Source organism: Streptomyces sp. 1222.5 (assembly GCF_900105245.1).
Classification (GTDB): Bacteria; Actinomycetota; Actinomycetes; order Streptomycetales; family Streptomycetaceae; genus Streptomyces; species Streptomyces albidocamelliae.
The window spans coordinates 3341101-3358756 of sequence record NZ_FNSZ01000001.1 but is presented as its reverse complement, the minus strand read 5'-3'; the positions used below and the strand labels follow the sequence as shown (position 1 = coordinate 3358756).

The 17656-nt window shown below is 69.2% G+C and carries 14 protein-coding genes; 10 read left to right on the top strand and 4 right to left on the bottom strand.

All coding sequences use genetic code 11. From position 1 onward, the window contains the following. Positions 1-4: 4 nt before the first annotated feature. Genes BLW57_RS14945 through BLW57_RS14935 form a run of 3 tightly spaced genes read left to right on the top strand, consistent with a single transcriptional unit; the run spans position 5 to position 2405 of the window. On the top strand, positions 5-1126 hold the full coding sequence (locus BLW57_RS14945) for a hypothetical protein (RefSeq protein WP_256339484.1): 1122 nt from the start codon (positions 5-7) through the stop codon (positions 1124-1126). Further along, on the top strand, positions 1123-2097 hold the full coding sequence (locus tag BLW57_RS14940) for a phosphotransferase (RefSeq protein WP_093475019.1): 975 nt from the start codon (positions 1123-1125) through the stop codon (positions 2095-2097). The genes BLW57_RS14945 and BLW57_RS14940 overlap by 4 nt, the downstream gene beginning before the upstream one ends. Positions 2098-2102: 5 nt before the next feature. Next, a complete protein-coding gene (locus BLW57_RS14935; protein WP_093475017.1) occupies positions 2103-2405 on the top strand; it encodes a hypothetical protein in 303 nt (100 codons plus the stop codon). On the opposite strand, the gene BLW57_RS14930 is transcribed toward BLW57_RS14935, so the two are convergent. From BLW57_RS14930 to BLW57_RS14915, 4 genes are read right to left on the bottom strand one after another with little or no spacing between them, the layout of a single operon-like run. Then, positions 2386-3156, bottom strand: a complete 771-nt coding sequence (locus tag BLW57_RS14930; protein ID WP_093475016.1) for a succinate dehydrogenase/fumarate reductase iron-sulfur subunit — start codon at positions 3154-3156, stop codon at positions 2386-2388. The two genes, BLW57_RS14935 and BLW57_RS14930, sit on opposite strands and share 20 nt — an antisense overlap. Then, positions 3153-5084, bottom strand: a complete 1932-nt coding sequence (locus tag BLW57_RS14925; RefSeq protein ID WP_093475014.1) for a fumarate reductase/succinate dehydrogenase flavoprotein subunit — start codon at positions 5082-5084, stop codon at positions 3153-3155. Before BLW57_RS14925 ends, BLW57_RS14930 begins: the two co-directional genes overlap by 4 nt. A 23-nt stretch (positions 5085-5107) precedes the next feature. Then, positions 5108-5929 carry a hypothetical protein gene (locus BLW57_RS14920; protein ID WP_093475013.1) on the bottom strand — a complete coding sequence of 274 codons (822 nt, stop codon included), beginning with the start codon at positions 5927-5929 and terminating at the stop codon, positions 5108-5110. Positions 5930-5955: 26 nt separating this feature from the next. Continuing rightward, the gene (locus BLW57_RS14915; protein WP_073889206.1) at positions 5956-6246 is read right to left on the bottom strand and encodes a hypothetical protein; all 291 of its coding nucleotides are present in this window, start codon (positions 6244-6246) and stop codon (positions 5956-5958) included. 314 nt (positions 6247-6560) lie between these two features. On the opposite strand from BLW57_RS14915, the gene BLW57_RS14910 reads away from it, so the two are divergent. The 7 genes from BLW57_RS14910 (at position 6561) to BLW57_RS14880 (ending at position 17644) form a co-directional block, all read left to right on the top strand. Next, positions 6561-8753, top strand: a complete 2193-nt coding sequence (locus BLW57_RS14910; RefSeq protein ID WP_093475011.1) for an ABC transporter family substrate-binding protein — start codon at positions 6561-6563, stop codon at positions 8751-8753. A gap of 141 nt (positions 8754-8894) precedes the next feature. Beyond that, the gene (gene typA, locus BLW57_RS14905; protein ID WP_093475010.1) at positions 8895-10802 is read left to right on the top strand and encodes a translational GTPase TypA; all 1908 of its coding nucleotides are present in this window, start codon (positions 8895-8897) and stop codon (positions 10800-10802) included. Between the two features lie 568 nt (positions 10803-11370). Beyond that, positions 11371-12405, top strand: a complete 1035-nt coding sequence (locus tag BLW57_RS14900; RefSeq protein WP_093475008.1) for an ABC transporter permease — start codon at positions 11371-11373, stop codon at positions 12403-12405. A gap of 125 nt (positions 12406-12530) precedes the next feature. Then, complete coding sequence (locus BLW57_RS14895) at positions 12531-14339, top strand: ABC transporter substrate-binding protein (protein WP_093480696.1); 1809 nt, start codon at positions 12531-12533, stop codon at positions 14337-14339. Positions 14340-14426: 87 nt separating this feature from the next. Continuing rightward, entirely contained in the window at positions 14427-15407 is a 981-nt protein-coding gene (locus BLW57_RS14890; protein WP_093475007.1) for an ABC transporter permease, read from the top strand. 10 nt (positions 15408-15417) lie between these two features. Then, complete coding sequence (locus BLW57_RS14885) at positions 15418-16482, top strand: ABC transporter ATP-binding protein (RefSeq protein WP_093475005.1); 1065 nt, start codon at positions 15418-15420, stop codon at positions 16480-16482. A gap of 19 nt (positions 16483-16501) precedes the next feature. Then, entirely contained in the window at positions 16502-17644 is a 1143-nt protein-coding gene (locus tag BLW57_RS14880) for an ABC transporter ATP-binding protein (RefSeq protein WP_093475004.1), read from the top strand. The last annotated feature ends 12 nt before the right edge of the window (positions 17645-17656 follow it).

The window sequence follows — 17656 nt, the reverse complement described above, 5'->3', positions numbered from 1 at the left end:
CGGGATGGACACCGAACGGACGAACCAGCCGGAAGCCGAACAGCCGCAGGAGAACGCGGCCCGGCCGGACGGCGACACGACCGAACCCGTCGGCGCCGGCGCGCCGCGAAAGCCCGCCGGGCGCGGGCTCCGGCGGTTCCGTCGCTACGCCCTCCTCGTGCTCGCCCTCCTTCTCGTCCCCCTCCTCACCGCCGAGACCGCCCTGCGCGTCAACTACACGGGTGACCCGGCCGCCGGGACCCGCACGCGCCACCGGGACGCCCTCTGGCTGGGCCACGCGTGGGTGGACGGCCGCAAGACGGACCAGGACGTCGAGGCGCTGGCCGGACGGCTGCGGGGCACCGGGATCCGGGACCTGTACGTCCACTCCGGTCCGCTGGAACACGACGGAACCCTGCCCGAGTCCGCGTACGCGCGGGCGCGTTGGCTGATCTCGGCCGTCCACCGGGAACTGCCCGGGGTCAGGGTGCAGGCCTGGCTCGGCGACAAGCTGGCCACCGAGAGCCCCGACGGGCTGCGTCTGGAGCGCGCCTCCACCCGGGCCGCGATCGTCGCGTCCACCCGCCGCGTCCTGGACGCCGGGTTCGAGGGCGCCCACTTCGACCTGGAGCCGCTCCACTCCGGCGACCGGGACTACCTCGACCTCCTCGACGACCTGCGCGCCCTCACTCACGCCCACCACGCCCTGCTGTCCGTGGCCGCCCACCAGATCGACCCGCTGCCGGCCTTCCACTCCTTCTGGGGCACGACCACCGGCCACCCCAAGTGGTGGTCGCAGGCCTACTTCGGGCAGGTGGCCCGCCGGGTCGACCAGATCGCCGTCATGTCGTACGACACCATGCAGCCGCTGGAGAGCCTCTACGGCGGGTACGTGGCCCAGCAGACCAGCCTCGCCCTGGAGGTCACCCCCGACTCCACGGACCTCCTGATGGGCCTGCCCTTCTACCACGAGAACCGGTTCGGCCACTGGGCCCACGCCGAGACCGTCCCGGCGGCCGTGCGGGGCGTGCGGCTGGGCCTGTCCCGGACCGACGCGGACCGCGCCCGCTTCGGCGTCGCCCTGTACGTCGACTTCGCGGCGACGGAGGCGGACTGGCGGGCCTACCGGGAGGACTGGGCCGCATGACACCCGCCCGGCGGCACCGCACGGCCGCCGACCTGGCACCCCTCGCCCGGGCCGCCCTCGGCGCCCACCGCACCCTGACGGCCGTCACCCGGCTGCGCGGCGGGTCCAAGAAGGGCGCCTACCGTCTCCTGGCGGACGACGGCACGACCGCGATCGCCTACGTCTGGGCCCCGGACGAGGACTACTGGGAGCAGCCCGACGCCGACCCCCGCGATCCCTTCTCGCACGCCTCCGGCCTCGATCTGTTCACCGCCTCGCACGACCGGCTCACCGCCGCCGGTGTCCGTACCGCCCGCCTGCTGCACGTGGACCGGGAGGCGGGCGCCGTCGTCGTCGAGGACCTGCCCGGCGGCAGCCTGGAGGAGGCCCTGCGGCGGGACCCGGGTGCGGCCCGGCCGGCCCTGGGCGAACTCGCCGAGGCCCTCGGCTCCCTGCGCGAGTGCCGCTCCGACAGGTTCGGCAAGGTCGCCGTCGCCGACGGCGGGGTCTCCTCGTACGGCGGCTCCTGCGCCCGGCTGGTCGCCGGCCGCGCGCTGTCCGACATCGCCGAGACCGCCGTACGCGAACCGCGGGCAGCCGCCCACCGCGCACGGCTGGAGGAGAGCGTGCGGGCGCTCGCCGCCGAGGTGCGCCCCCGCGCCGCGCACAGCCTCGTCCACGGCGAACTGGGCCCCGACCACGTCCTGCTGGACGCCGGCGGGCATCCCGCCCTGATCGACATCGAGGGGCTGATGTACTTCGACGCCGAGTGGGAGCACGTCTTCCTGAGCTTCCGCTTCGGCCCCCACTACGACGGCCTGCGCACCCCCGGTCTGGACCCGGACCGGCTGCGCCTGTACCGGCTGGCGATGCACCTGCACCTGGTCGCCGGCCCGCTGCGGCTGCTCGACGGGGACTTCCCCGACCCGGAATTCATGCGGGGCATAGCGGACCACAACCTGGCGCGGGCCCTGGCCCTGGTGGGACCCTGACGGTCATGCACATGCACATGGTGGTGGCCGCCGCGGTGGCCATGGCGCTCCTCGCCGGGGCCGGCATCGCGGCCGTCACGGCCGGCTGGGTCGTGCCGTGGGGCCGGAGCCGGGTGGTACGCCCGAAACTGTGGGGCTACGGCGCGCTGCTGAGCGCGTCCGGAGGGACGTTCTTCGTCTTCCTCGGCCCGCTCGCCGGGGCGTACGGGCCGCTGCCCTGGCTCGGCTGGCTCGCCCTCATGGCGGGGCTGGGCCTCCAGATGCTGGCCCAGCGCCCCGGCCGCGAGGCTACGAAGACCGTCGTCTGATCTTCGAGCCGAGCCACACCAACGGGTCGTACTTGCGGTCGACGGCCCGCTCCTTCAGGGGGATCAGCGCGTTGTCCGTGATCTTGATGCCCTCGGGGCAGACCTCCGTGCAGCACTTGGTGATGTTGCAGTAGCCGAGACCGTGCTCGTCCTGAGCCGTCCGCTTGCGGTCCAGGCCCGCCTCCGCGGCCGAGTCCAGCGGGTGCATGTCCAGTTCCGCGACCCGCATCAAGAAGCGCGGACCGGCGAACGCCGTCTTGTTCTCCTCGTGGTCACGCACCACGTGGCAGGTGTCCTGGCACAGGAAGCACTCGATGCACTTGCGGAACTCCTGCGAGCGGTCCACGTCCTCCTGCATCATGCGGTACTCGCCGGGACCCACGCCGGCGGGCGGTACGAAGGCCGGGACCTCCCTGGCCTTCTGGTAGTTGAAGCCGACGTCCGTCACCAGGTCCCGGATCACCGGGAAGGCGCGCAGCGGGGTGATGGTGATCGTCTCCGCGCGGTCGAACACCGACATACGGGTCATGCACAGCAGCCGGGGCCGGCCGTTGATCTCCGCCGAGCACGAACCGCACTTGCCCGCCTTGCAGTTCCAGCGGACCGCGAGATCGGGCGCCTGGGTGGCCTGGAGGCGGTGGACGATGTCGAGGACCACCTCACCGTCGTTGACCTCGACGGTGAAGTCCGCCAGGCCGCCGCCCTGCTCATCACCCCGCCACACCTGGAAACGGGCGTCGTAGCTGCTCACTCGTACAGCTCCTCTTCGGCGAGGTACTTGACCAGCTCCTCCTTCTCGAAGAGGGCGAGCAGGTCGGGGCGGACGGGTTCGGTGGTCTCACGGGTCAGGCGGATCTGGCCGCGGGCGGGGTCGGTCGCCGCGAGGCCGCCGGTGGGGTCGGCGAGGGCGCAGAGCAGGTTCACGTTGCGCCACGCACGGTCCATCGCCGGGTGGTCCTCGCGGGTGTGGCCGCCGCGCGACTCGGTGCGCTCCAGCGCGGCACGCGCCACGCACTCGCTGACGAGCAGCATGTTCCTGAGGTCCAGGGCGAGGTGCCAGCCGGGATTGAACTGGCGGTGCCCCTCCACCCCGGCCCGGCGCGCCCGTACGCGCAGCTCGGCGAGCCGGTGCAGGGCCTGCTCCATCTCGCCCTCGCGGCGGATGATGCCGACCAGGTCGTTCATGGTCTGCTGGAGTTCCTGGTGGAGGGTGTACGGGTTCTCCGGCGGTCCCGCCTCGCCCTCGGTCTCCGCGGAGAAGGGCCGCAGGGCCTCCGCGGCGGCCGTGTTGACCTGGGCGTCGTCCACCGGCGGGCGCCCCCCGGCGAGCCCCTGGGCGTACTCGGCCGCGTGCCAGCCCGCCCGGCGGCCGAAGACCAGCAGGTCGGAGAGCGAGTTCCCGCCGAGCCGGTTGGAGCCGTGCATACCGCCGGCCACCTCACCGGCCGCGAACAGCCCCGGCACCCCGCGCGCGGCCGCCGTGTCCGAGTCGACGGCGATGCCGCCCATCACGTAGTGGCAGGTCGGCCCGACCTCCATCGCCTCCGCCGTGATGTCGACGTCCGCCAGCTCCTTGAACTGGTGGTACATGGACGGCAGCCGGCGCCGGATGACCTCGGCGGGCATGCGGGTGGAGACGTCGAGGAAGACACCGCCGTGCGGTGAGCCCCGGCCCGCCTTCACCTCGGCGTTGATCGCGCGGGCCACCTCGTCGCGGGGGAGCAGTTCGGGCGGCCGTCGGTTGTGGTCCGGGTCCTCGTACCACCGGTCACCCTCCTCCTCCGACTCGGCGTACTTCTCCTTGAAGACGTCCGGAACGTAGTCGAACATGAACCGCTTGCCCTCGGAGTTCCGCAGCACCCCGCCGTCGCCGCGCACCGACTCGGTGACGAGGATGCCCTTCACCGACGGCGGCCAGACCATGCCCGTCGGGTGGAACTGCACGAACTCCATGTTCAGCAGCGGCGCGCCCGCGAGCAGGGCGAGGGCGTGCCCGTCCCCGGTGTACTCCCACGAGTTCGACGTGACCTTGAAGGACTTGCCGATGCCGCCGGTCGAGACGACCACGGCGGGGGCCTCCAGGACGAAGAAGCGGCCGGTCTCGCGGTCGTAGGCGAAGACACCGCAGACGCGGTCCCCGTCCTTGAGGATCCTGGTCACCGTGCACTCCTGGAAGACCTTCAGCCGGGACTCGTGGTCGCCCGTCTCCCGGTGGTCCTCCTGCTGGAGGGCGACGATCTTCTGCTGGAGGGTGCGGATCAGCTCCAGGCCGGTGCGGTCGCCGACGTGCGCGAGGCGGGGGTACTCGTGGCCGCCGAAGTTGCGCTGGGAGATCCGGCCGTCCTTCGTACGGTCGAACAGCGCGCCCCAGGTCTCCAGCTCCCACACCCGGTCCGGGGCCTCCTGCGCGTGCAGCTCGGCCATCCGCCACTGGTTGAGGAACTTGCCCCCGCGCATGGTGTCGCGGAAGTGGACCTGCCAGTTGTCGTGCTCGTTGGCGTTGGCCATGGCCGCCGCGATGCCGCCCTCGGCCATCACCGTGTGCGCCTTGCCGAACAGGGACTTGCAGATCACCGCCGTACGGGCGCCCCGCTCGCGCGCCTCGATCGCGGCCCGCAGCCCGGCGCCCCCGGCACCGACCACGACGACGTCCCACTCCTGCCGGTCCACCACGGACATCAGTCAGTCCCTCACTGGAATCTCTAGAAGAAGCGCGGATCGTCGAAGACCCCGGACGCGACCAGGTAGACGTAGAAGTCCGCGAGCGCCACGCTCAGCAGCGAGGCCCACGCCAGCTGCATGTGCCGGGCGTTGAGCCTGCCCACGAACTGCCACGCCTTGTAGCGCACGGGATGCCGGGAGAAGTGCTTGAGCTTGCCGCCGACGATGTGCCGGCAGGAGTGGCAGGAGATGGTGTACGCCCAGATCAGCACGATGTTGGCCAGGAACACGAGGGTGCCGAGGCCCATGTGGCCCCAGCGGTACTGCGGGTCCCGGAAGGCCAGCACCGTGTCGTAGGTCAGCACGCAGGCGACCAGCAGGGCGGCGTAGAAGAAGTACCGGTGGACGTTCTGCAGGATCAGCGGGAAGCGGGTCTCACCCGTGTACTTCCGGTGCGGCTCAGCCACCGCGCAGGCGGGCGGGGACGCCCAGAAGCTGCGGTAGTACGCCTTGCGGTAGTAGTAGCAGGTCAGGCGGAAGCCGAGCGGGAAGATCAGGATGATGATCGCGGGCGAGATGCCCCACCAGCTCCCGAAGAGGTCGGCGTTCGGCCCGGCGTGCATCGTCCGGCAGTTCTCCGCCAGGCACGGCGAGTAGAACGGCGAGACGTACGGGGCCGCGTAGTAGTCGGCGTTCGCGAAGGCCCGCCAGGTCGAGTACACGACGAAGGCGAACAGACCGGCCGCCGTGACGGCGGGCGCCAGCCACCAGCGGTCGGTCCGCAGATGCCTCGCGGCGATCGCGGCGCGCGTACCGGTGTGTACGCCGCCGCTGTTCTGTTGAGGTTCCGTACCAGTAGCCAAGGGGGACTCCGGTCGGTTCGGGGGTGTCAGGGGGCGCGGCGGTCGCGGGCGCCGAGGCCCTCGTCGTCCGAGTCCGTCCACAGGCTGATGTCGTAGGGCGTGTCGGAGATGGTGACGAGGTCGGGGCGGCGGGCCGCGTCCGGGGAGGCGGCGGCCTCCCGCAGCAGCGCCACGCTCTCCCGCAGGTGGTCGGCGTCCAGTCGGACGCGGCGCATCTCCAGGCCGCCGCTGCCGAGGTGGTTCTCCAGCCGTCCCAGCGACCGGTACAGATCGTCGAGAGAACGCTGGACCGAGGTGATGTCGTCGTGCACGGACATGACTTGCCCTCACTTCCGTGGGTCCGGCGGACCCTGGGCGGCAACGTTCATGCGCCTTGGAGTGTTGCGCGCCGCACACGCCGGTGTGAAGGCATGTGCAGCGATTGGCGGAGGCGTACGGATGCATCTGCCGGTGTGTTGCGCCGCACGGGTGGGGTTACCGCCCGTCGTCGCCGTGTCGCCCACGGTGGCCGGATCCTTTCCTCTTCAGTGGCCGCATAGATCTGATCAGCTCCATATACCGCCAATAGTGATCAGCTCCATATACCGACAAAAGCGAGCATAAAGCCCGCGGCTTCATGGAGGTAGCAGAGATGTCCCACGACGGCGTCGGCCCGCGCGCGGTCAAGCGCTCGGTCGTCTTCCTCACCGCGGGCGCGCTCGCGGTGCCGCTCCTCGCCGGCTGCGGCTCCGACGACGAGGCCGCCTCCCCCGCCGCGCCGCAGGACATCGCGCTCGTCGCCCGCGACAAGGTCGCCGACGGCGGCACCCTGAAGTGGGCCGTCGACGCCGTACCGGAGACCCTGAACACCTTCCAGGCCGACGCCGACGCGGGCACCGCGCGCGTCGCCCAGGCCGTGCTCCCCTCGATGTTCCGGCTGGACGCGAACGGCCGCCCGGTGGCGAATCCCGCCTACCTGGAGTCGGCCAAGGTGATCGAGACCGAGCCGCGCCAGGTCGTGCAGTACAAACTGAACCAGCAGGCCGTCTGGAGCGACGGCCGGGAGATCGGCGCCGCCGACTTCGTCGCCCAGTGGCGCGCCCTGTCGGGGAAGAACAGCGCCTACTGGACCGCCCGCAACGCCGGCTACGACCGCATCGAGAAGATCGAGCGCGGCGCCAACGACCTCCAGGTCCGGGTCACCTTCTCCAAGCCCTACGCGGACTGGAGGTCGCTGTTCTCCCCGCTGTACCCGAAGAACGTCATGGGCACCCCGGACGCCTTCAACGACGGCGCCCGCCGCAAGCTCCAGGTCACCGCCGGCCCCTTCAAGGTGGCGAAGGTCGACACCGCCAAGAAGGACGTGGTCCTCACCCGCAACGCCCGCTGGTGGGGCAAGCCCGCCAAGCTGAACGAGATCGTGCTGCACGCCGTGCCCCGCGACCAGCGGGCCGTGGCACTCGCCGACGGCAGCGTGGACCTCGCCGAGGTCGACTCGGTCGAGGCCCAGCGGATCGGGCTCGCCGGCCGTGAGAAGGGCACCGGGACCCCGCTCCAGGGCAGCGGGAAGACCTCCGTGAAGAAGCTGCGCTCCTGGGCGCTCGCCCACGGCTTCGACTCCGACGAGGTGAAGGCGGGCAAGAAGAAGCTGCGCAAGTCCATCGCCGAGTACCTGGAGGAGCAGCAGGCGCTGGCCGGGTTCGAGGTCCGCAAGTCCCTGGAGCCGGCCTACACCCAGCTCGCCCTGAACGGCTCCACCGGCCCCCTCCTCGACGACCGGGTCCGCCGGGCCGTCGCCCGTGCCCTGGACCGCGACGAGCTCGCCAAGCTGGTCCTCACGCCCCTCGGGCTGCCCGCCGTCCCGGTCGGCAGCCACCTCGCCCTCTCCGGGCAGCCCGCCTACGCCGACAACAGCGGCGCGATCGGCGGCCAGGACACCAAGGAGGCGCAGGCGCTGCTCGCCGACGCCGGCTGGGTGCCCGGCGGCCCGGTCACGCAGCCGAAGAAGGCCGAGAAGGCCGCCGGCCCCGAGAAGAAGAAGCAGAAGGGCGAGGAGTCCGACGGCGGCGAGGACGGCGAGTACATCGTCGGCGAGGACGACAAGGGCCACGACGACGACCCCGACGGCAAGGGCAAGCACCACGAGTCCGCCGAGGGCACGCACGAGCAGGGCGAGGAGAACGGCCGGCACCTCGACCAGGAGGGCAAGCACGGCGGCGCGCCCGGCGCCTACGCCCCCAAGGGCACGGCCGCCCCGGCCGCCGCGCCGGCCGCGCCGCTCGCCAAGGACGGCAAGCCGCTGCTGCTCCGCTTCGTCCTGCCCTCCGGCCCCGGCTCGGAGAGCCTGAACACGGTCGCCGGACGGATCTCCGCCATGCTGGAGCGGCTCGGCATCCGCACGGAGATCAGCAGGGTCCCGGACGAGAGCTACTTCAAGGACCACATCGCCTCCGGCGACTTCGACCTGGCCCTGTACTCGTGGCCGGCCTCCGCCTTCCCCGCGACCGACGCCCGCCCCATCTACGCCAAGCCGGTGGCGGCGGCCGACGGGTCGGTGAACGTCGAGCAGAACTACACGAGGGTCGGCACCGACCAGGTGAACCAGCTCTTCGACGAGGCGGTGGCGACCCTCGACGAGGACGAGGAGAGGTCGCTGATCCGCAAGGCCGACGCGCGCATCTGGGCGGCGGCCGGCTCCATCCCGCTCTACCAGCGGCCGCAGCTCATGGGCGCACGGAAGACGCTGGTCAACGCCGGGGCGTTCGGTTTCCAGACACCCGTCTACGAGGACATGGGCTACCTGAAGAAGGGCGCCAAGGTCTCCCCGGCGCCGTCCGCGAGCTGAGGCCCCTGAGGCCCTGAGGAAGCCGACCCCCTCAGGGCCACGTAACATGGGGTGAGGCCGTGGCATGTCAAGCCCGGCAGGGCCCGCGTCACACGGACGTACGCAGAGGGCCTTCCTCACACCCCGGGAGTACGTCGCAATATGGCCACGCGCCACGACATCCGCAATGTCGCCATCGTCGCCCACGTCGACCACGGCAAGACGACCATCGTCGACGGCATGCTGAAGCAGGCCGGCGCCTTCGCCGCCCACCAGCTCGAAGGCGTCGACGACCGCATGATGGACTCGAACGACCTGGAGCGTGAGAAGGGCATCACGATCCTCGCCAAGAACACGGCGGTCAAGTACCACCCGAAGGACGGCGGGGACCCGATCACGATCAACATCATCGACACCCCCGGCCACGCCGACTTCGGCGGCGAGGTCGAGCGCGGTCTGTCGATGGTCGACGGTGTCGTGCTGCTGGTGGACGCCTCCGAGGGCCCGCTGCCGCAGACCCGCTTCGTGCTCCGCAAGGCCCTCCAGCAGCGCCTGCCCGTCATCCTGTGCATCAACAAGACGGACCGCCCGGACTCCCGGATCGACGAGGTCGTCAACGAGACCTACGACCTGTTCCTGGACCTGGACGCGGACGAGGACCAGATCGAGTTCCCGATCGTCTACGCCTGCGGCCGTGACGGCGTCGCCTCGCTGACCAAGCCGGACGACGGCACGGTCCCGGCCGACAGCGACAGCCTGGAGCCGTTCTTCTCCACGATCCTGGAGCACATCCCGGCCCCGACGTACGAGGAGGACGCGCCGCTGCAGGCCCACGTCACCAACCTCGACGCCGACAACTTCCTCGGCCGTATCGCGCTGCTCCGCGTCGAGCAGGGCGAGCTGCGCAAGGGCCAGACGGTCGCCTGGATCAAGCGCGACGGCTCCATCAGCAACGTCCGCATCACCGAGCTGATGATGACCGAGGCGCTCACCCGCAAGCCCGCCGAGAAGGCCGGGCCGGGTGACATCTGCGCTGTCGCCGGCATCCCGGAGATCATGATCGGTGAGACCCTCGCCGACACCGAGAACCCGATCGCGCTCCCGCTGATCACGGTGGACGAGCCGGCCATCTCCATGGTCATCGGCACCAACACCTCCCCGCTGGTCGGCCGCGGCGGCACCGGCAAGGGCGCCGACGCGAAGGCGGCGGTCAAGGACCGCAAGGTCACCGCCCGCCAGGTCAAGGACCGCCTGGACCGTGAGCTGATCGGTAACGTCTCGCTGCGCGTCCTGGACACCGATCGTCCGGACGCCTGGGAGGTGCAGGGCCGTGGTGAGCTGGCGCTCGCCATCCTGGTCGAGCAGATGCGCCGCGAGGGCTTCGAGCTGACCATCGGCAAGCCGCAGGTCGTCACCAAGGACGTCGACGGCAAGACGTACGAGCCGGTCGAGCGCATGACGATCGACGTGCCCGAGGAGCACATGGGTGCCGTCACCCAGCTCATGGGTGTCCGCAAGGGCCGGATGGACAACATGTCCAACCACGGCTCCGGCTGGGTGCGCATGGAGTTCGTGGTGCCCTCGCGCGGCCTGATCGGCTTCCGGACGGAGTTCCTGACCCAGACCCGCGGCACCGGCATCGGCCACTCCATCCACGAGGGCTTCGAGCCGTGGTTCGGCACCCTGCAGACCCGTAACAACGGTTCGCTCGTCGCCGACCGCTCCGGCGCCGTCACCGCGTTCGCGATGACGAACCTTCAGGAGCGCGGCGTGCTCTTCACGGAGCCGGGCACCGAGGTGTACGAGGGCATGATCGTCGGTGAGAACTCGCGCTCCGACGACATGGACGTGAACATCACCAAGGAGAAGAAGCTCACGAACATGCGGTCCTCGTCGGCCGACTCGTTCGAGGCCATCGTCCCGCCGCGCAAGCTCTCCCTGGAGCAGTCGCTGGAGTTCTGCCGCGACGACGAGTGCGTCGAGGTGACCCCGGAGGCCGTTCGCATCCGCAAGGTGAACCTGGACGCCCGCGAGCGCGCCCGCGCCGCGAGCCGCGCCAAGCACGGCTGACCCGACGGCAATTGAGCCCGGGTTCCCCCAAGGATGGGGGGACCCGGGCTTTTTGCAACCCGTTTTTCGTCGGCCGGTGATCCATGAGGCGGGATCCGGTGTCCGCATTGCGGAGATCCTCGACCGATAGCCATGTAACACGTCCGTTTCGCGGCCTTCTCGCCGCGAACAGTTTGTCCAGTTTTTGGAAGTTCTACACGCCAGCTGTGACTGAATTGAGATTTAAAGACGGTGGTCGCCACCTGGCTCATGGCAGATAGTTAGCCGCGTAGCGCTCGGGTCAATGGGTCTCGTGCTGTGGGGACAGCGCGGTGACTCACGAGCACCAGGGGGTGTCTGACCCTCCGTCAGGGGTGTCGGAGGGAAGACGTCAACCCTCTCCTGTTGGTGAACACGTGAAGTCATGAGGAGGAACCCCCATGCGCGGTGTCACAAACACCAAGTGGGCCAGTTCGTCACTTCCAGCAGTGTGATTCGGCTGTAGAACTACGCGCGTCCGACTGCGGATTCGCGCGTTCTCGGAGTACCCGGGCACCTCTCACACTCATATCTGTGAAACGGACGAACCGTGACAAGTCCTATCGACATTGAGGGCGGCGGAACTTCGGTCGTCGTCGACGGCGAACCAGGGCCGGAGACGAAGAGCGAGGTCGTCAAGCTCGAAGGCCGGTCTCCCGGCCAGCTGATGTGGATGCGCTTCAAGCGCGACCGCACCGGCGTGATCTCGGCCTACGTCGTGGGCTTCTTCTTCCTGATCGGCCTGCTCGCCCCGCTGATCTCCAAGCTCTACGGCAAGGACCCGTACACGGTCTACGCCGACGAGCGTCCGGAACTGTTCGACAGCGCCGGCGTGCCCATCCAGCCCAACGGCGGTATCAGCGGCGAGTTCTGGTTCGGCCTCGAACCCGGCAACGGCTACGACGTCTTCACCAAGCTGATCTACGGTATCCGCACCTCGTTGATGATCTCGGTCGCCGTGACCGTCGCGGTCGTCGTGACCGGCATCCTGCTCGGTGTCACCGCCGGCTACATCGGTGGCAAGACCGACTACTTCCTCGGCCGCGTCATCGACTTCCTGCTGGCGTTCCCCGCGCAGCTGTTCTTCATCGCGAGCATGCCCGTCGTGGTCTCCCTGTTCGTCAGCCCCCGTGACGAGACGCCCACGTACGTCCGGGTGATCGCGCTCATCCTGGTCCAGTGGTTCCTGGGCTGGATGGGACTCGGCCGCATCCTGCGCGGTACCGCACTGGCCCTGCGTGAACGGGAGTTCATCGAAGCGGCCAAGGTCAGCGGGGCCAAGCCGTGGCGGATCATCCGCAAGGAGATCCTGCCGAACATCGTCACCCCGCTCCTGGTGCAGTCGACGTACCTGCTGCCCGGATTCGTGACGGCCGAGGCCGGCCTGTCCTACCTGGGCGTGGGCATCGTCGAACCGACGCCCGACTGGGGGCAGATGTTCTCCAAGGCGTCCACCGAACTGGTGATGCAGAACGACATCACCTACATGTTCTTCCCCGGCATCTCGATGATCATTTTCGTCGTCGCGTTCAACCTGCTCGGGGACTCGGTCAGAGACGCATTCGATCCCAAGACCGCGCGCTGACCCAAGCACGTCCACCGCACGGAACGTCAGTTCCGATGCATCTCACTGCACTTCCAGCAGTTCTCTTTCGCACTGGTGACACACAGAACGCACTGGTGACACATAGATGGGTGGGAATCTTCGTGATGAGTAGGGGCGGACGCCACGCATACGGCGCACTCTCCGTGCTCGCGGCCGGAGCTCTTGTGCTCACCGGTTGCAGCAAGGGCGGCAGCGACGGCGGCACCGACGGCAAGAAGGACAAGGAGAACGCCCAGCGTCAGCAGGCGTCCATCAAGTTCGGCGACGCGGCGGCCTCCACGGGCCCGGCCGCGGACGTGCCCGGCGCCAAGACCGGCGGCACGATGGAGGTGCTGCAGCGAGACAGCTACGCCCACCTCGACCCGGCGCAGATCTACGTCTCCGACGAGGGTTCGCTCGCCTCGCTGCTGCACCGCGGCCTGACCGGTTACAAGGCCACGAGCAACGACGGCAGCAAGCACGAGGTGGTCGGTGACCTCGCCACCGACTCCGGCACCACCACCGACGGCGGCAAGACCTGGAAGTACACGCTGAAGGACGGCATCAAGTTCCAGGACGGGTCCCCGATCACGTCCAAGGACGTCCGGCACAGCGTCGAGCGGCTCTTCGCGTCGTTCGTCAACCAGGGTCCGACCTACCTCCAGCAGTGGCTGGCCGACAAGCCGGGCACCGAGTACCGCAAGCTCCTCAAGGACGGCCCGTACAAGGGCAAGCACCTGCCGAGCTCCGTCCTGGAGACGCCGGACGACAAGACGATCATCTTCCACTTCAAGACGCCGCACCCCGACCTGCCCTACGCCATGGCGATGGCGGGCTACGCGGTCGTCTCGGAGAAGGGCGACACCAAGGTCAAGTACGACAAGGCACCGGTGGTGACCGGCCCGTACAAGATCCAGTCGTTCAAGTCCGGCAAGTCGATGGTGCTGGTCAAGAACACCAACTGGGACCCGAAGACGGACCCGATCCGCCACCAGTACGTGGACCGGTTCAACATCACGTTCAACCAGCAGTACGAGACGTCCACCAAGGCCCTGCTCGCCGACAGCGGCGCGGACCGGGCCGGCGTCAGCTTCAACAACCAGGTCGACGCGGGCAACCTGTCCCAGGTGCTGCGTGACACGAAGATGAAGTCGCGCACGGTCTCCGGCTACCAGCCGTACGTGGGCCAGATGAACATCAACATGAGCCACCCGGCCATGAAGGACAAGACGATCCGCGAGGCGATCGCCTATGCCCTGCCGATCACCCCGTTCGTCCGCGCCTACGGCGGCACCGACGCCATGGAGGTCGCGGGCGGCCTGATCTCCCCGACCGTCTCCGGCTACGACGCGGCGTTCGACCCGTGGGGCAAGAAGAAGAAGCCCGCCGGTGACCCGGCCAAGGCCAAGGAGCTGCTGAAGAAGGCCGGCAAGCTCAACATGAAGCTGACCTTCGGCTACATCAACACCCCCGAGGGCCAGCAGTACTCCACCGCCATGGCGGCGGGCCTGAAGAAGGCCGGCTTCAACGTCCAGCGCCAGGAGATCCCGGCCGAGACCTACTACGACCAGGTCTCCAAGCTGAACAACAACTACGACATCTTCCACACCGCGTGGGGTGCCGACTGGCCGTCCTCCTCGACAGTGATCCCGCCGCTGTACGACGGCCGCGTGATCGCCGACGGTGCGCAGAACTACTCGCAGGTCAACGACCCCAAGGTCAACAGCGAGATCGACCGGATCAACCAGATCACCGACCCGGTCAAGTCCGCCGCCGAGTGGGAGAAGCTCGACCAGTACCTCGTCAAGGACGTCGTGAACGTCGTCCCGACCGCGTACTACAAGCAGACCCAGATCGCCGGCTCGAAGGTCGGCGGGCTCGTCTACGACGACGTGCTCGGCGGTATCGACCCGCGTCGCCTCTACATCAAGTAACCGTCCCCGTCCGGTACCCGGCGCGCTCCCGCACAGGGGGTGCGCCGGGTACCGCCCGGACCGCCGACGTCTGAGAGCTGCCCTGTCATGCTGCGCTTCCTCGTCCGCCGGATCATCGGTGCCGTCGTCATTCTGTTCCTGCTGAGCATCGTCACGTTCGTGCTGTTCTTCGGGGTGCCCCGGGACCCGGCGCTGTTGATGTGCGGCAAGACCTGCAACCCGGACAGCATCGCGAACATCCACCACGTGCTCGGCCTGGACAAATCCATCCCCGAGCAGTACGGGATCTTCCTGCACAATCTCGTCCTGGGCAGCGACCAGTTCGCCCAGGGCCCGTGCCCGGCACCGTGCTTCGGCTACTCGTACCACACCAACGAGCAGGTCTGGGGCACGCTGATGGACCGCCTGCCCACCACCGTCTCGCTCACCCTGGGTGCGGCCGTGTGCTTCCTTGTCGTCGGTCTCGGAACCGGCCTGCTCGCCGCCTGGCGGCGCGGCACCATGATCGACAAGACGGCCACCGCGGGTGCCATGGTCATCAGTTCCCTGCAGATCTACTTCCTCGGCCCGCTGGCCCTGGCGATCCTCGTCTACCAGACGCACTGGTTCGACAAGCCGGCCTACAACGAGTTCACCCAGGACACCGTGGCCTGGTTCTCGGGTCTGATCATTCCCTGGGTGGTCCTCTCCACGATCTTCGCGGCGCAGTACACCCGTATGTCGCGCTCCTCGATGATCGAACAGCTCCAGGAGGAACACGTCCGCACCGCCCGCGCGAAGGGCATGTCCCGGCGGTACGTCTTCTTCCGCTACGCCTGGCGCGGTTCGCTGATCCCGATCGTCACCATCTTCGGCATCGACCTCGGCGCCCTGCTCGGCGGCGCGATCATCACCGAGTTCACCTTCGGCCTGCCGGGCCTCGGGCAGCTCGCCGTGCAGTCCGTGTTCTTCAGCGACCTGCCGCTGCTGGTCGGCGTGATGCTGTTCTCCGCCAGCATGATCCTGCTGTTCAACATCATCGTCGACGCCGCGTACGCCTTCATCGACCCGCGCGTGCGGCTGGCCTAGGAGCACTGTCGTGACCACTCTGACCAAGGAAGCCGGTGCTCCGATCCCGGCCGGCACCGGGCCCTTGCTCTCGGTGCGGGACCTGCACGTGAGCTTCAAGACCGAGGACGGCGTCGTACGGGCCGTGGACGGGCTCTCCTTCGACCTGGAGCGCGGCCGCACCCTCGGCATCGTGGGCGAGTCCGGCTCGGGCAAGTCGGTGACGAACCTGACCGTCCTCGGCCTGCACAACCCCATGTTCACCACGGTCGAGGGCGAGATCCTGCTGGACGGGCAGGAGCTGACCACGGCCCGCGAGTCGGAACTGGAGAAGCTGCGCGGCAACAAGGTCGCCATGATCTTCCAGGACCCGCTCACCGCGCTCTCCCCTTACTACACCGTGGGCCGGCAGATCGCCGAGCCGTACATGAAGCACACCGGGGCCTCGAAGAAGCAGGCCTGGGAGCGGGCCGTGGAGATGCTCGGCAAGGTCGGCATCCCCCACCCCCGGGAGCGGGCGAAGGACTACCCGCACCAGTTCTCCGGCGGTATGCGCCAGCGCGCGATGATCGCGATGGCGCTGGTGTGCGACCCGGACCTGCTGATCGCGGACGAGCCGACGACCGCGCTGGACGTGACCGTGCAGGCCCAGATTCTGGACCTGCTCAAGGACCTCCAGCAGGAGTTCGGTTCGGGCATCGTCTTCATCACCCACGACCTGGGGGTGATCGCCGACATGGCCGACGACATCATGGTGATGTACGCGGGCGGCGCGGTGGAGCAGGGCACGACCGACGAGGTGCTGCGCGCGCCCCAGCACCCCTACACCTGGGGCCTGCTGAACTCGATGCCGCGCCTCGACTCCGACCTCGGCGCCCAGCTGTCCCCGATCCCCGGCGCCCCGCCTTCGCTGCTCAACCCGCCGTCCGGCTGCCGCTTCCATCCCCGCTGCGCCTTCCAGGAGCGGGTGGAGGGCTCGGGCCGCTGTGTGAAGGAGCGCCCGCTGCTGGCCCCCGACCGCGCGTCGGCCTGTCACCTCACCGCCGACCAGAAGCGGACCATCTTCATCGAGGAGATCAAGCCCCGACTGGGCTAGGTCATAGGAGGACACCGTCATGAAAGAGGACCTGGTCCTCCCGGTCCCGCGGGAGCAGAGCACCGGCGCGGACGGGGAGCCGCTGCTGAAGGTCGCGGGGCTCACCAAGCACTTCCCGGTGAAGGGCGGCTTCCCGATCCGCCGCACGATCGGCGCGGTGCAGGCCGTGGACGGCATCGACCTGACCGTGCACGCGGGCGAGAGCTTCGGCCTGGTCGGCGAGTCGGGCTGCGGCAAGTCGACCACCGGCCGGCTGATCACCCGGCTGATGGAGCCGACCAGCGGTTCGATCAGCTACCGCGGCCGGGACATCAGTCACGCCTCGCGCAGCCAACTGGCGCCGATCCGGTCCGAGATCCAGATGATCTTCCAGGACCCGTACTCGTCGCTGAACCCGCGGCAGACGGTCGGCAAGATCATCTCCGGCCCGATGGAGATCAACGACATCAACCCGGCCGGCGGCCGCGAGAAGCGCGTGCGCGAGCTGCTGGAGATCGTCGGTCTCAACCCGGAGCACTACAACCGGTTCCCGCACGAGTTCTCCGGTGGCCAGCGTCAGCGCATCGGTGTGGCCCGCGCGCTCGCCCTGGAGCCGAAGCTGATCGTCGCCGACGAGCCGGTCTCCGCACTCGACGTGTCGATCCAGGCCCAGGTCGTCAACCTGCTCCAGAAGGTGCAGAACGAACTCGGCATCGCGTTCCTCTTCATCGCCCACGACCTGGCGGTGGTACGGCACTTCTCGCAGCGCGTGGCCGTCATGTACCTCGGCAAGATCATCGAGGTGGGTGACCGCGACTCCATCTACACCCGGCCGCGCCACCCGTACACCCACGCCCTGCTCTCCGCCGTCCCCGAGGTGAGCCTGGAGGTGGGCGGAGCGCCGGCACGCGAGCGCATCCGGCTGGCCGGCGACGTGCCGTCCCCCATCTCCCCGCCCTCCGGCTGCCGGTTCCGCACCCGCTGCTGGAAGGCGCAGGACAAGTGCGCCACGGACGAGCCGCCGCTGGTGCAGATCGCCGGCAACCGCGCCGGTCACCTGACGGCCTGCCACTTCCCGGAGGAGCCGACGATCGAGGCCCGTGACGAGGACATCGTCCTGGACCCGGCGCTGGCGGCACTGGAGGAGGGGACCTCGCAGGCGGCGCCCGCCGAGGACGCGTAGCGAGGCGCCGCC